Origin of the sequence: Phyllobacterium myrsinacearum (assembly GCF_014138285.1) — a bacterium.
GTDB lineage: Bacteria > Pseudomonadota > Alphaproteobacteria > Rhizobiales > Rhizobiaceae > Phyllobacterium > Phyllobacterium myrsinacearum_A.
In genome coordinates, this window is record NZ_JACGXN010000002.1 from 491,834 (window position 1) to 506,249 (window position 14,416).

The window sequence follows — 14,416 nt, forward strand, 5'->3', positions numbered from 1 at the left end:
CCTCCCCGCTGTCCGTGCGGTTTCGGCTATCCGGTCCGGCCGGTCTTCTGACTGAGGTTCATCTGAACCACGCGCCTTCCGGATTTCTCCGTGGCAACCTGCGCGGTGCATCCCCTATACAGCGTTGGGCACGTGCCGGATTTTCACCGGCTTCCCGATTCTCCTGCAAGCAGGCACCGGACCTGTATTTCATTCGCCACAAATCGGCGAAAGACGCAAGCGTCAGCCGGGATAAATCCATTGCTCCGGCAGGCGCGCATCGACTTTCTCGCCTGAACGGATGAGTCCCGGAACCTCGACCCACGCGACAATGCCGCGCAGACGCTTCGATGCCTTGACGAAGTCGAGTGCGGTTGTGGTGTGATCCGCCGTCTGCGCCCCGTCGGCGATGGACCGTCCGGCAACCTTGCACGGCGCATTCTGTCCGTCGACCTTCAGCGTCACGCCGCCTTCGAAGAACAGCAACGTGCGCGGCGGCAGCATGGAGAGCGACGGAATGCCATCGACAATCATATTGGCACCGATCCATTCGGGCTTGATGTGCGCAAGCCCCATGATCCTGGCGATGGTTTCGAGTTCGTCGGCGGCAAGAATGGAAATATGCCGCTCGTTGCGCATTTCCGTGCCGCGCGGATACCAGGGCTCGCGCCCACCAGACCGGCGTGTCAGGCCCGCATGATAATCGCCGCGTATGCCTTCAAAGGTGAGGTCGAGGCTGTCCGTTGCAGCGGTAACAAAGCTGTCTTTCGGTGCCTGGAACAGGCCGCTCACCCGTCCGGCAATTTTGCGGGCCGGAAGGATGTCAGTTCTGGTTCCGAAAAGGTCTGTCATGACGGCACTCCGTGAAATCTGCCGCATCTTAGGAAAATTGATTGTTAAAACCAGCCAATATCACTGATGGATTCGTCAAAATCGGTGATGGGAGGGCGTTGCCGCCCTCCCGATCGTGTCAGCGTGTCAGAGGCTTGTAGCTCGGACGCTTCGGATTGACGCTGTCCGGTCCCAGACGGCGAATCTTGTCGTTTTCATAGTCCTGGAAGTTACCCTCGAACCATTCGACGTGGCTGTCGCCTTCGAATGCGAGGATGTGCGTTGCCAGCCGGTCGAGAAACATACGATCGTGGCTGATGATAACAGCGCAACCAGCGTATTTTTCCAGCGCGTCTTCGAGCGCCGCAAGTGTTTCGGTATCAAGATCGTTGGTCGGTTCGTCGAGGAGCAGAACATTGCCGCCGGACTGCAGCATCTTGGCAAGATGCACGCGGTTGCGCTGACCACCCGAGAGATTGCCAACCTTCTGCTGCTGATCGCCGCCCTTGAAGTTGAACGCCGAGACATAGGCGCGCGAATTCATCTCGTTCTTGCCGATCTTGATGATTTCATTGCCGCCGGAGATTTCTTCCCAGACATTCTTCTCCGCCACGAGATGGTCGCGGCTCTGGTCGACATAACCGAGATGAACCGTTTCACCGACGCGGATAGAGCCGGAATCCGGCTTTTCCTGTCCAGTGATCATCTTGAACAGCGTGGTCTTACCCGCACCGTTCGGACCGATGATGCCAACAATGCCGCCGGGCGGCAGCTTGAAGGTCAGGTTCTCGATGAGAACGCGATCACCGAACGATTTGGTGAGGTTTTCGGCTTCGATAACCACCTGACCGAGGCGTTCGCCTGCAGGAATGATGATCTGCGCATCACCGGGACGCTGTTCGTTGGCGGCGTCGACCAGTGCATCATAGGCCTTGATACGGGCTTTCGACTTGGCCTGACGTGCCTTCGGGCTGGCGGAAATCCACTCGCGTTCGCGCTCCAGAGCCTTCTGGCGCGAGTCGTCCTCACGACCTTCCTGCTGCATGCGCTTGGACTTGGCACCGAGATAGGCCGAGTAATTGCCTTCATACGGAATGCCGCGGCCGCGATCGAGTTCGAGAATCCATCCGGTCACATTGTCGAGGAAGTAGCGATCGTGCGTGATGAGCAGGACGGAACCGGCATATTCGCGCAGATGCTTTTCCAGCCAGGCAGTGGTTTCGGCGTCAAGGTGGTTGGTCGGCTCGTCGAGGAGCAGAAGATCAGGCTGCGACAGCAGCAGGCGGCACAGCGCCACGCGGCGGCGCTCACCACCGGACAACTTTTCCACGCCGGAATCACCGGGCGGGCAGCGCAGCGCTTCCATGGCCATTTCCACCTGGGATTCCAGATCCCAGAGGTTCTTGGCGTCGATGATGTCCTGCAACCTGGCGCCTTCATCGGCGGTTTCATCGGAATAGTTCATCATCAGTTCGTTGTAGCGGTCGAGAACGGCCTTCTTGTCCGCGACACCGTCCATGACGTTGCCCATGACGTCCTTGGTGGGATCAAGATGCGGTTCCTGCGCGAGGTAACCGACCGTGGCACCATCAGCCAGCCAGGCTTCGCCGGTATATTCCTTGTCCATGCCGGCCATGATCTTGAGGATCGTCGACTTACCCGCGCCGTTCGGTCCGAGAATACCGATCTTGGCGTCAGGGTAGAAGGAAAGGTGGATGTTTTCGAGAACCTTCTTGGTTCCGTATGCCTTGTTCAGGCCGGCCATATGATAAATGAATTGGCGTGCCATAACGCGCGTCACTCCGATGTTCGGGATTTTTGGGACATGAATTTGCGCCGTATGTAGGCGAAAGGGACGCGGGTGGCAATGCGCGCGGCGTTTATTTCGGAATTGCCGGGCGTTTTACAATTTCGCAGGGCCTGACATTTACCCCCTCTGCCCTGTCGGGCATCTCCCCCACAAGGGGGGAGATCAGCCTTCATTGTTGTTTCAGCTAATCTTCCAAGAGTTGAAAATTAAGCAAGATCATTGATGCCAATGTGATCTCCCCCCTTGTGGGGGGAGATGCCCGACAGGGCAGAGGGGGGTGCATCTCCAACATAAAAAAAATACCCCCAAAACGAGCGAAACCGGGTGCGGATATTTCCGTCACCCGGTTTCCCCTCTGGTGCCGCATTTGGGGAGCGTCCTCTTCTCCCCGAAACGGCCATGTAACTGGCAAGCGCCTGGATGTTCTGGTTCAAACAATTATCCCTCAACGCAGCAATCCAGCGTTCTGTCAGCCTTAAAAGCCGGGGACAATCGAGAGAAGACACAGGATCCAATCTCTTTCGGAAAGAAGTTTTGCGGCAAGTTTTTGTCGTTTGCAAGAGGTTTTGCAAAATAAAATTGCATGGTGCAGTACGTGATTATTTATTGTGCAAAAACACGCAGAGATGTCCGATTTTACGCAGAATTTATTCTGGATTGACTAATCACGCGCCACCCTTTCAATTGATCGTGGGAGGCATAAATGAGTTTTGCAGACATCGAAACGATCCGGTCACCGACAGGTGCCGCACTTGCCACGCGTTTTTCACCGGCCACAAGCCCCGGCAAAGCCATTGTACAGATCAGCCACGGACTTGCCGAACACAGCCTGCGCTACAGCAGATTTGCGCAACACCTGAACAAGCATGGCTTTCACGTCTATGCTCATGATCACCGCGGCCACGGCTATACAAAAGCCGAAGGTGCCCCGCTTGGCCGTTTCGCCGAGCGCGAGGGCATGCATCTGGTCCTCGATGATGTGGACGCGATCAACGCCACTGCCCGTGCTCGCCATCCCGGATTGCCGCTTGTCCTCTTCGGCCACTCCATGGGCGGCTTGATCGGTCTCAATTATGTGCTGGGCTTTCAGACGAAAGTTGATGCTGCCGCCATCTGGAACGCCAACTTTTCTGCCGGGCTCGCCGGGCGGCTGGCGCAAGGCATTCTGCGGGCCGAGCGCATGTTCCTTGGCTCCGACGTCCCGAGCATGCTTTTACCCAAACTGACCTTTCAGACTTGGGAACGCGGCATCAAGGACGCCCGCACACCCTTTGACTGGCTGTCGCGTGATCCTGATGAAGTCGATGCCTATGTCGCCGATCCCCTCTGCGGATGGGATGCCTCGGTCAGCATGTGGCGCGATGTCTTCGGTTTCACTTTTGCCGGAGCCGACGACACGGCACTGGCAGGGGTGCGGCGCGACCTGCCATTCAATCTGGTTGGTGGCGGGGAAGATCCGGCCACAGCCAAGGGCAGCGCCGTAACAGATCTTGGCAAACGGATGCAAAGACTGGGGTTCACCGAGGTAACGACCAAAGTTTATGCTGACACCCGCCATGAAGGCTTGAATGAAATCAACCGCGACGTGATCATGAGTGACTTCACCGATTGGGCGCTTCGAGTCGTTCAGAAACAAGCCCAAAAACCAACACTGAATTTGGAGCCACTTTAACCGCCATGACCGAAGCTCCCCTCAAAGGCGTGCGTGTCATTGAACTCGCCCGCGTCCTCGCCGGACCATGGGCCGGACAGATTCTGGCCGATCTCGGCGCCGATGTGATCAAGGTCGAAAATCCTGCAGGCGGCGATGAAACCCGTGGCTGGGGCCCGCCCTTTATCACCAGCAAAGAGGGAGAGAACCTTTCCGCCGCCTATTTTCATTCCTGCAATCGCGGCAAGCGTTCAATCACGGTCGACTTTACCTCCCCCGAAGGCCAGGAAACGGTACGGGCGCTGTGCCGGACGGCGGATGTTGTTCTGGAAAATTTCAAGGTTGGCGGCCTGAAGAAATATGGTCTCGATTATGAAACCTTGAGTGCCGACAATCCCCGCCTCGTCTATTGCTCCATCACCGGATTTGGCCAAACAGGTCCCTATGCCAGTCAGGCTGGCTATGATTTCATCATCCAGGGCATGTCCGGGCTGATGTCCGTCACCGGTGAACCGGACCGTGAACCGCAGAAGGTAGGCCTTGCCGTTGCTGACGTCTTCACCGGGCTTTACTCGGTTATTGCCATTCAGGCGGCATTGGCCCATGCGGCAAAAACCGGTGAAGGCCAGCTGGTGGATATGGCGCTCTTCGATGTGCAGTCCGCTGTCATGGCCAATCAGGCGATGAATTATCTCGCCACCGGCAAAAGTCCCAACCGGATGGGCAATGCGCATCCCAATATTTCCCCCTACGAAGTCGTGCCCACCTCCGACGGCCACCTGATTCTTGCGGTCGGCAATGACGGGCAATTTGCCCGTTTCTGTGCCATCGTAGGGCTGGACGGCCTCAGTGCCGATCCGCGTTTTCTCACTAACCGGGCACGGCTGGAAAACCGCGGCGCATTGACGGCGATCATCCGGGCGGAAACGCAGAAACGTACACGCGCCGATCTGCTTGCCGCCTGCGCGCAGAATGCGGTGCCCGCCGGGCCGATCAACCGGATCGGTGAAATGTTCGACGATCCGCAGATCGTCTCCCGGCAATTGCGCCTCGACCTTGACGATGACCATGGCAGCAGTATTCCTTCGGTGCGCACGCCGATCATCATGTCGAAGACACCCCTGACCTACAACAAGCCCTCGCCACGCCTCGGCGAACACAGTGCAGACATTCTCCAGGAATTGAAGGACGCATCCGATGAAAACCGGCGGTGAATTGATCGTAGAAGCCCTCAAGGCCAATGGCGCGGAACGCCTGTTCTGCGTTCCCGGCGAAAGCTATCTTGCCGTGCTCGACGCGCTTGTGGATGCCGACGTGGGCGTCACGGTCTGCCGGGCCGAAGGCGGGGCGGCGATGATGGCCGAAGCCTGGGGCAAACTGACCGGCAAGCCCGGCATCTGCTTTGTCACACGCGGCCCCGGCGCAACCAATGCCTCCCCCGGCATCCACATCGCCATGCAGGATTCGACGCCGCTGATCTTGTTCATCGGACAGGTGCAGCGCGATGCGCGCGAACGTGAAGCCTTCCAGGAAGTGGAATACCGCCGGTTCTTTGCCGATACGGTGAAATGGGTTGCCGAAATCGACGATGCTCGCCGCATTCCGGAATTCGTCACCCGTGCCTTCTCCGTCGCCACATCGGGCCGCCCCGGGCCTGTCGTGCTGGCTTTGCCTGAGGACATGCTGACGGACAAGGTGGAGGCAGTAGCCGCACAGGGATGGCAGCCGGTCGAAACGGGCCCGTCCCCTGCCAGCATCGAGAAACTCGCCGACCTTCTGCAGGGCGCCAAGAAGCCCTTCATGATTCTCGGCGGCTCACGCTGGGACGAAGCGGCGGTTCGCTCCATCACCCGCTTTGCCGAGAAGTGGCATCTGCCGGTCGGCTGTTCGTTCCGCCGCCAGATGCTGTTCGATCATCTCCATCCGAACTACGCAGGCGACGTCGGCATCGGCATCAATCCGGCGCTCGCAACGCGCGTTAAAGAGGCCGACGTCCTGCTTCTGGTCGGCGGACGCTTCGGCGAAATGCCATCGTCAGGCTATACGCTGATGGACAGCCCTTACCCCAAACAGACGCTGATCCATGTGCATCCCGATGCCAATGAACTCGGCCGCGTCTATCGCCCCGCACTTGCCATCAACGCCGCACCAGACGCCTTTGCCGAGGCAGTGGAACATCTGGCACCGCCCTCGCACATCAACTGGCCCGGAGAAACGGAGGTTGCCCATACCTCCTATCTCACATGGTCGACCCCGCCCCAGACCGGACCCGGAAACGTCGCCATGGGTCCGATCATTGCCTATCTTGAAAGCGCGCTGCCGGAAGATGCGATCATGACCAATGGTGCGGGTAACTACGCCACATGGCTGCACCGTTTCCATCGCTTCCGGCGCTTCGGCACGCAGGCCGCGCCAACATCAGGCTCCATGGGCTATGGTCTACCCGCGGCGGTGGCGGCGAAACAGCTTTATCCGGAGCGAACAGTTGTCTGTTTTGCGGGCGATGGCTGCTTTCTGATGAACGGCCAGGATTTCGCAACGGCGGTCAAATACCAGCTGCCTATCATCGTGCTCGTCATCAACAACAATATCTACGGCACCATTCGCATGCATCAGGAGCGGGAATATCCCGGTCGTGTATCGGCAACCGATCTGACAAATCCCGATTTTGCCATGCTCGCCCGCGCCTATGGCGGACACGGCGAAACCGTCGAAGCGACGGTTGATTTTGAGGGGGCATGGCAACGCGCGGTTCAGAGCGGCAAACCATCGATCATCGAAATCCGACTCGATCCGGAAGCAATCACACCAGCGAAGAGCTTGACGGACATTCGCAATAAGCGTTGATCATTCCCCATTGAATGAATTGAGGATGGAAAGGCGGCTCTTTCGGTGTTAGAGCATCGGACGGTAAATAGGACGGCTTCCTATTTACCGTCCGATGCTCTATGGAGCGCGCCTGACCAGACAATATGAAAGCCTGCACCTTGAGCAACCCGGCAATCACAATCGTAATCCCATGCCGAAACGAGGCCGCAAACCTGGCCTTCCTTCTCGACGAAGTGGATGCAGCCATGGAGGGCCGCAACTACGAAGTGGTGGTCGTGGATGACGGCTCGACCGACGGAACCGGCGATGCACTGGGTGAACGGATCCGCACCGGCAAGCCGCTGCGCCATATCCGGCACGACAAATCTGCGGGCCAGAGCGCAGCAGTGCGCTCCGGGGTTTTTGCCGCCAAGGGCGAAATCGTCGTCACGATGGATGGCGACGGCCAGAATGATCCAGCCTATCTGCCAAGGCTTGCCGATGCGTTACTTGAAGCGGGTCCTGCTGTGGGCATTGCCGCCGGTCAGCGCCTGAAGCGCACCGATACCAAACTGAAGCAGATTTCCTCAAAACTCGCCAACAACCTGCGCGGCGCGATCCTGAAGGACAACACGCGCGATTCCGGCTGTGGTTTGAAGGCGCTGCATACCCAATTGTTCCGTGAGCTGCCGTTTTTTGATGGCTGGCACCGTTATCTGCCTGCACTGGTGATCCGCGAGGGTTACGGCGTCGTGCATGTGGATGTGGTGGACCGCGAGCGCCGTCACGGCAAATCCAATTACGGCATTCTCGATCGCGGCTTGCGCGGTATTCTCGATCTTTATGGTGTGTGGTGGCTGAGAAAGCGCCGCAAGACCGTTCCAACTATTACGGAGATCAGCCATGGCTGACGCAATTACCAATTGGCTGCACTCGGTCTTCGTTGCCCAGTTCGATGCCTGGATCGTCCTCGGCTTCTTTGCACAGGGCTGTTTCACCATGCGTTTCGTCGTGCAGTGGATTGCCTCGGAAAAAGCCAAGCGCAGTGTCGTCCCGGTGACGTTCTGGTTCTTCTCTCTGTTTGGCGGCGTACTGCTTTTCATCTACGCGATTGTCCGAAAGGATCCGGTGTTCATCGCCGGTCAGGGATTGGGCCTCGTCGTCTACATCCGCAATCTGTGGCTGATCGCCAATGAAAAAAAGGCAATGACGCAGGATAGCTGAGCCGGAGGCACCGCAAGGCACGATCATGACCCATTCTGACCCTGCTTCTGCGGGCACCGCGAAACTCCGTTTCAGCCACTACCTGCTGCTCATCTTTGTCTGTCTTGTATCGTTCGTGCCGGGTATCGCTTCGATCCCGCCGCTTGATCGCGACGAGTCCCGCTATATCCAGGCCACGCATCAGATGGCGGAAACCGGCGATTACGTCGACATCCGCTTTCAGGATGCCTCCCGTTACAAGAAACCTGTTGGCATTTACTGGCTCCAGAGTGCCATGCTGAAGGTTACCGGCTATGATCACAAGGCACCGGTGTGGGCCTACCGGCTCGTCTCGGTAGGCGGCGCAACGCTGGCAGTTCTCGCCACGGCGGCGCTTGGTGCATTCCTGTTCGGCCAGAGCGCCGGACTGCTTGCCGGCCTTGCGCTTGCGGCAATCGTCATGCTCGGCTTTGAAGCGCGCGTGGCAAAAACCGATGCAACCCTGCTCGCCACCGTTGTGTTTGCTCAGGCTGCGCTGGCATCAATATGGATGGCCAGCCGCGACAATGCCCCGGCAAAATGGGCTCCTGCCCTTATCTTCTGGGTTGCGACGGCCATAGGCATCTTGATCAAGGGGCCGATCACGCCCTTTGTCAGCGTTCTTACTGCCGTTACACTCAGTCTTTTCTATCGCGACTGGCAATGGTTGAAGCGCCTGAAGCCCTTGGCGGGTCTCCCTATTCTGCTGGTCATTGTCCTGCCGTGGCTGATCATGATCACCCTGAAGAGCGGCGGCGCTTTCTTCAGCGAATCCGTTGGCAATGATCTTTTGTCCAAGGTGGGCGATGGACAGGAAAGCCACGGCGCACCGCCCGGCTATTTCGCGCTGATTTTCGTTGTTTTCATCTGGCCTTTCGGGGTCATGGCCATACGCGGCGGTCTGCAGGCCCTGAGCCGTTTCCGTACCGATCCGCGTCTGGCGTTCCTGACAGCGTGGTACATTCCCTACTGGCTGGTGACGGAAATGATCCCGACCAAGCTTCCCCACTATATCCTGCCTGCCTATCCGGCCCTTCTGCTGATGATGGCCTGGGCGGTCGATACGGGGATTGCCACCGAGCCCTACCGCGGACGCTGGCAGATCTGGCTTGAACGGCTGACTCTTCTTGGCCTTGGGATTGCGACACTGGGCCTGATGGGCGCTGGCACAGTTTTGCCGTGGGTCATGGCCGACACATTTTCCATTCCCGGTATTATCGCCTTTTTTACAGCAGCGGCGGCCGGTGTCTTTGCCAGCGGCCTTGTGCTGAAGGACAATCTCAAGCGTGCCGTTCAGGCAGCGGCGGCCTTCGGCATTGCCACATTGGCATTGCTTACCTGGGGCGTTGTGCCAGCGATTACGCCAATCTGGATGAGCCCGGCGATAAACAATGCCTTCAACCAGGCCAAGCCCTGCCCGGATAGTATCCTCGCTTCAGCCGGATATGCTGAACCAAGCCTGGTCTTTTTGGCCGGTACAAAGACAGTTTTGACCGATGGCGCCGGCGCGGCAAAACATCTGCTCGCCAATCCATCCTGCGCAATTGCGGCTGTTGACGAACGCAATCAGGCCGACTTCTATCAGAACCTGCCGCAGGGTGATAAGTCTGTGGTCATTGTCGGAACTGCATCGGGGATCAACTACAGCAAGGGCCGCAAGACAACCGTGACACTGTATAAGGCTGTTCAGTAGGCGTCGGATTGCAGAACCACGCACAATAGACATGCAAATGTTATTTTAAGCACTCTGCCCCAGACGCGGGCGACCGATGGAATGGTATTCCAGCCCGGTTCCGTCGATATCCTGCTCGCCATAGACATTGCGCAGATCAAACAGCAGATTGCCCTTCATCAGGCTGGCAACCTTCTTCAGATCAAGCGCGCGATACGCATTCCATTCGGTCAGAAGCACGGTGATCTCCGCCCCTTCAATGGCCTCATAGGCGGATTTGCACCAGACGACACCCGGCAGAGCAGGCTCGGCAGCGGAACGTGCCTCGGGATCATGCGCACGCACCGTCAGGCCTGCCTTTTGCAGGGCGGGAATGATATCCAGCGACGGCGACTCGCGAATATCGTCGGTGTTTGGCTTGAAGGCGATGCCCAGCGCCGCAACTGTTTTTGCGCCGCTTTTGGCTGCCGCCTGAATAACCCGTTCCGCCATGGAGCGCTTGCGCTGCTCATTGACCATGACCACCTGCTCGATCAGGGTTTGCGGTGCATTCATCTTGCGCCCGGTCGCCGCATAGGCACGGGTATCCTTGGGGAAGCATGAACCACCGAAGCCGGGACCGGCATGCAGGAATTTCGAGCCAATGCGATTGTCCATGCCGATGGCACGGGCCACGTCCTGCACATTGCCGCCGGTCTTTTCACAGAGGTCCGCAACCTCGTTGATGAATGTGACCTTCATCGCCAGAAAAGCATTGGCGGCGTATTTAATGATCTCGGCATTTTCGAGCGTTGTCACGATCATCGGCGTTTCACGCAGGTAAAGCGGACGATAGACGCGCTTCATCGCATTCGAGCCCCGCTCGTCATGCACGCCGACGACAACACGGTCTGGCCGCAGAAAATCTTCGACGGCCGAGCCTTCACGCAGGAATTCCGGGTTGGATACCATGGAGAACGGAACATCCGGCCGAGCCTTGGCAATATGAGCGCGCACGTCGGCATTTGTGCCGACGACAACCGTGGACTTGATCACGATAACAGCGCCCGGTTTCATGGCAGCGGCGATCTCGTCGGCAGCGGCGTAGATATACTGCAGGTCAGCTTCCCCGTCGCCGCGCCGCGAAGGCGTGCCGACAGCGATGAAAATCACATCCGCATCAGCAACAGTCGACGCCAGCTCTGTTGTAAATATGAGGCGCCCGTCACGGGCATTGCGGGTCAAAAGTTCGTCCAGGCCGGGTTCGTAGATCGTCACTTCACCGGCCTGCAGGCGCTCGATGATAGCAGGGTTCTTGTCAACACAGGTGACCTGAAAACCGAATTCGGCAAAGCAAACACCAGAAACCAGACCGACATAGCCAGTCCCGATCATCGCAATCTTCATCAAACTATCCCATTCATCACATCAATTTCGCGCAGACATGTCGCATATTCACGCGGCGCTGCCAATTGCAGGTTCTATCCAATTCAAAAACGCCAGCCACGAGGTTGCAGCCGGCGTTTTCGATGTTTCTTATCTAAAGCCTTTCAACGCGTGTTCAAGCCTGTTTCGCCGGGGTACGTTCAGGTCCCCTACGCTCGGCCGATGCCGCCCAGAGATTGATGTTCGCATCATTTGCATAGGTATCGATTTCGGCAAGCTCCGCATCGGTAAAATCAAGATTTTCCAGAGACTTGACGCAATCGATGACCTGCTGCGGCTTGCTTGCCCCGATGAGCGCCGTAGTGATCCGTCCGCGACGCAGGACCCAGGCGAGCGCCATCTGCGCCAGCGTCTGGCCGCGCTTCCTGGCAATCCCGTCCAATGCCCGGATATTGGACAGGTTCTGTTCACTAAGAAACGCCGGATTGAGCGACTTCCCCTGCGCAGCGCGGCTTTCGTCCGGCACGCCCTTGAGATACTTGTCCGTCAGCATGCCCTGCGACAGCGGCGAAAACACGATGGAGCCGATACCGAGTTCTTCCAGCGTATCGACAAGGCCGTCTTCCTCGATCCAACGATTGATCATCGAATAGCTCGGCTGGTGGATGAGGCACGGCGTACCGAGTTCTTCCAGTATGGCGGCCGCTTCGCGGGTGCGATGCGAGTTATAGGACGAGATGCCGACATATTGCGCACGTCCGGAGCGAACGATGTGATCGAGCGCCATCATGGTCTCTTCCAGCGGCGTATCCGGGTCAAAACGGTGCGAATAGAATATATCGACATAGTCGAGCCCGAGCCGCTTCAGGCTCTGGTCGCAACTGGCGATCATGTATTTCCGGCTGCCCCACTCGCCGTAAGGACCGGGCCACATGCCATAACCGGCCTTGGAGGAAATGATCAGTTCGTCGCGGTAACCCTTGAAATCATTGCGCAGGATCTCGCCGAATGCTTCTTCGGCAGAACCGGGCGGCGGGCCGTAATTATTGGCGAGATCGAAATGGGTGATACCAAGATCAAAAGCCTGACGGCAAATCGCCTGCTTGGTCTGATGCGGCGTATCGTGTCCGAAATTATGCCATAACCCCAAAGAAATCGCCGGCAGTTTGAGGCCGCTTTTGCCACAGCGGTTGTACTTCATCGTGTCATAGCGTTTGGAGTCTGCAGTCCATTTCATGATCAATCTCTTCCCTGTCATCTTGTCTCGGCACTGAGCCAGACGATTCCCGTCTCAGCGCGGCGGACTATGAACGAAAGTCATATTGATGTCATGACATGAAATGGTGAAGTCAGATTGCTATATTACGTACAATACGTAATATAGGTAGTTTAGACGTTGGAGCCATCATGAAACAATATACGTTTTCGGAGGTTAATCGCCAGTCCGGCGAAATTCTCGATACAGCCCTGCTAGAACCTGTAGCGCTCACCAAGCGCGGCAAGGAAAAGCTCGTTATTATAACTGCCGAAAAATACCATCAGCTGATGGGGCAGTCGAGCACAACCGCGTATAAGTTGGAAGACGCGCCGGACGATGTTCACAATGCACTATTGGAGGGTCTCAACACTATAATATCCGGTGAAGATGATGCTTAAGCCAGGTGACGTGCTCGAATACCATTATCTTTGGGCGCGTCAGGCCGACATCGGCGAAGAATCCGGAAGAAAAGCACGGCCTGTCTGTCTTCTCGTCAGGAACAACCGCAAGTCCAGCCAGCTTGTTTCTGTTTCCACTCACATCGCAAAAGCCTATGAGGTCGCGTGTCTCTGCCGCCGTCAGCGAAATCGAATGCGTCGGGCCGGGCCCGATTTTCCATCATGGCTTATTCTGGACGAATACAATTATGTCGATTCCGACAAAGCCTGTGACTTTGTCTCGACAACTCCATTGGGTGCCTTCAGCGAAGCCTTTCTTCGAAAGATCGCCATTCTCATAAAACAGGTATCCGCAGAACGACGCGTTCGGGCCGTTCTGCGGACATAGCATCAAGCCTTGATGATCTGATCCTTGTCGTCAAATCGGTAGGTACGCCCGGCATCCGGTGTCGCGTAGAGAACCTGATCGACCTCGTACTGATGTTCGCCAAAGAGCCGGACCGTCAGCGGACTGAAGTCCGTTTGCAGGTAGATGATGGTGTCGGCGCCAAGGTGTTCGACGTGGATGACCGATCCCTTCCAGCTGCCGGATGTGTTGCTGACCTGAATATGCTCGGGACGGATACCCACCGCCTTTGCCGCGGGATCACCAAGCTTGGCACCGTCGATCAGGTTCATCTGCGGCGAGCCGATGAAACCGGCAACAAACAGCGTCTGCGGTGAATTATAGAGCTCCATCGGCGAGCCGACTTGCTCGATCCGGCCCTTGTTCATGACAACGATCTTGTCGGCAAGCGTCATCGCTTCCACCTGATCATGGGTCACGTAGATCATCGTGGCCTTCAACTGCCGGTGCAGGCGGGCGATCTCCAGCCGTGTGTTGACGCGCAGGGCAGCATCGAGGTTCGACAGAGGTTCATCAAACAGGAAGAGCTGCGGCTCGCGCACGATCGCACGGCCGATGGCCACGCGCTGGCGCTGGCCGCCGGAAAGTTCCGCCGGGCGGCGCTCCAGATAATCATCGAGCGAGAGCATCGCCGAGGCGATCTTCGTGCGCTCCTTGATTTCCTCGGCGGGTTTTCCGGCCTGCTTCAGGCCAAGGCCCATATTATCGCGCACCGACAGATGCGGATAGAGTGCATAGGTCTGGAACACCATGGCGATGCCGCGTTTTGCCGGCGGAGTATTGTTGACCTTCTTGCCGTCGATCAGGATTTCGCCTGATGTTGCCTCCTCAAGCCCGGCAATGATACGCAGCAAGGTCGACTTGCCGCAACCGGACGGACCGACAAAAATCACAAATTCGCCGTCCTTGACCTCAAGATCAATGCCTTTCAGCACGTCCACATGGCCGAAAGACTTGCGAATATTCTGTATCTTCAAAGAACCCAATGTCTTGTTC

General features: G+C 57.4%; 13 protein-coding genes and 1 riboswitch. Of the genes, 8 read left to right on the forward strand and 5 right to left on the reverse strand.

Going from position 1 to position 14,416, the window contains the following annotated elements:
- Positions 1 to 20 precede the first annotated feature (20 nt).
- Positions 21 to 196, reverse strand: a riboswitch (cobalamin riboswitch).
- A gap of 26 nt (positions 197 to 222) precedes the next feature.
- Both FHW16_RS11955 and ettA read right to left on the reverse strand, forming a co-directional pair.
- Complete coding sequence (locus tag FHW16_RS11955; protein WP_182549403.1) at positions 223 to 831, reverse strand: MOSC domain-containing protein; 609 nt, start codon at positions 829 to 831, stop codon at positions 223 to 225.
- Positions 832 to 949: 118 nt separating this feature from the next.
- Entirely contained in the window at positions 950 to 2,599 is a 1,650-nt protein-coding gene (gene ettA, locus FHW16_RS11960; RefSeq protein WP_182549404.1) for an energy-dependent translational throttle protein EttA, read from the reverse strand.
- Between the two features lie 724 nt (positions 2,600 to 3,323).
- Between ettA and FHW16_RS11965 the strand changes: the two genes are divergently transcribed.
- The 6 genes from FHW16_RS11965 (at position 3,324) to FHW16_RS11990 (ending at position 10,014) form a co-directional block, all read left to right on the forward strand.
- The gene (locus tag FHW16_RS11965; protein WP_182549405.1) at positions 3,324 to 4,292 is read left to right on the forward strand and encodes an alpha/beta fold hydrolase; all 969 of its coding nucleotides are present in this window, start codon (positions 3,324 to 3,326) and stop codon (positions 4,290 to 4,292) included.
- 5 nt (positions 4,293 to 4,297) lie between these two features.
- Positions 4,298 to 5,485, forward strand: coding sequence for a CaiB/BaiF CoA transferase family protein (locus FHW16_RS11970; protein WP_182549406.1), 1,188 nt, complete (start codon positions 4,298 to 4,300; stop codon positions 5,483 to 5,485).
- Complete coding sequence (locus tag FHW16_RS11975; RefSeq protein ID WP_182549407.1) at positions 5,469 to 7,118, forward strand: thiamine pyrophosphate-binding protein; 1,650 nt, start codon at positions 5,469 to 5,471, stop codon at positions 7,116 to 7,118. The genes FHW16_RS11970 and FHW16_RS11975 overlap by 17 nt, the downstream gene beginning before the upstream one ends.
- 125 nt (positions 7,119 to 7,243) lie before the next feature.
- Complete coding sequence (locus FHW16_RS11980; RefSeq protein WP_432652021.1) at positions 7,244 to 7,990, forward strand: glycosyltransferase family 2 protein; 747 nt, start codon at positions 7,244 to 7,246, stop codon at positions 7,988 to 7,990.
- On the forward strand, positions 7,983 to 8,303 hold the full coding sequence (locus FHW16_RS11985; RefSeq protein ID WP_105732161.1) for a lipid-A-disaccharide synthase N-terminal domain-containing protein: 321 nt from the start codon (positions 7,983 to 7,985) through the stop codon (positions 8,301 to 8,303). Before FHW16_RS11980 ends, FHW16_RS11985 begins: the two co-directional genes overlap by 8 nt.
- Positions 8,304 to 8,328: 25 nt before the next feature.
- Entirely contained in the window at positions 8,329 to 10,014 is a 1,686-nt protein-coding gene (locus tag FHW16_RS11990; protein ID WP_182549409.1) for an ArnT family glycosyltransferase, read from the forward strand.
- A 45-nt stretch (positions 10,015 to 10,059) separates the two neighbouring features.
- Here FHW16_RS11990 and FHW16_RS11995 read toward each other — a convergent pair whose 3' ends face one another.
- Together FHW16_RS11995 and mgrA are read right to left on the reverse strand one after the other, a co-directional pair.
- Positions 10,060 to 11,379 carry a UDP-glucose dehydrogenase family protein gene (locus tag FHW16_RS11995; RefSeq protein WP_182549410.1) on the reverse strand — a complete coding sequence of 440 codons (1,320 nt, stop codon included), beginning with the start codon at positions 11,377 to 11,379 and terminating at the stop codon, positions 10,060 to 10,062.
- A 154-nt stretch (positions 11,380 to 11,533) separates the two neighbouring features.
- Positions 11,534 to 12,595 (reverse strand): L-glyceraldehyde 3-phosphate reductase, encoded by a 1,062-nt coding sequence (gene mgrA, locus FHW16_RS12000; protein WP_182549411.1) that lies wholly within the window; start codon positions 12,593 to 12,595, stop codon positions 11,534 to 11,536.
- Between the two features lie 170 nt (positions 12,596 to 12,765).
- Between mgrA and FHW16_RS12005 the strand changes: the two genes are divergently transcribed.
- Positions 12,766 to 13,014 carry a type II toxin-antitoxin system prevent-host-death family antitoxin gene (locus FHW16_RS12005; RefSeq protein WP_182549412.1) on the forward strand — a complete coding sequence of 83 codons (249 nt, stop codon included), beginning with the start codon at positions 12,766 to 12,768 and terminating at the stop codon, positions 13,012 to 13,014.
- Positions 13,007 to 13,402 (forward strand): hypothetical protein, encoded by a 396-nt coding sequence (locus FHW16_RS12010; protein WP_246711724.1) that lies wholly within the window; start codon positions 13,007 to 13,009, stop codon positions 13,400 to 13,402. Before FHW16_RS12005 ends, FHW16_RS12010 begins: the two co-directional genes overlap by 8 nt.
- A 2-nt stretch (positions 13,403 to 13,404) precedes the next feature.
- On the opposite strand, the gene FHW16_RS12015 is transcribed toward FHW16_RS12010, so the two are convergent.
- Complete coding sequence (locus FHW16_RS12015) at positions 13,405 to 14,406, reverse strand: ABC transporter ATP-binding protein (protein ID WP_182549413.1); 1,002 nt, start codon at positions 14,404 to 14,406, stop codon at positions 13,405 to 13,407.
- Positions 14,407 to 14,416: the final 10 nt, after the last annotated feature.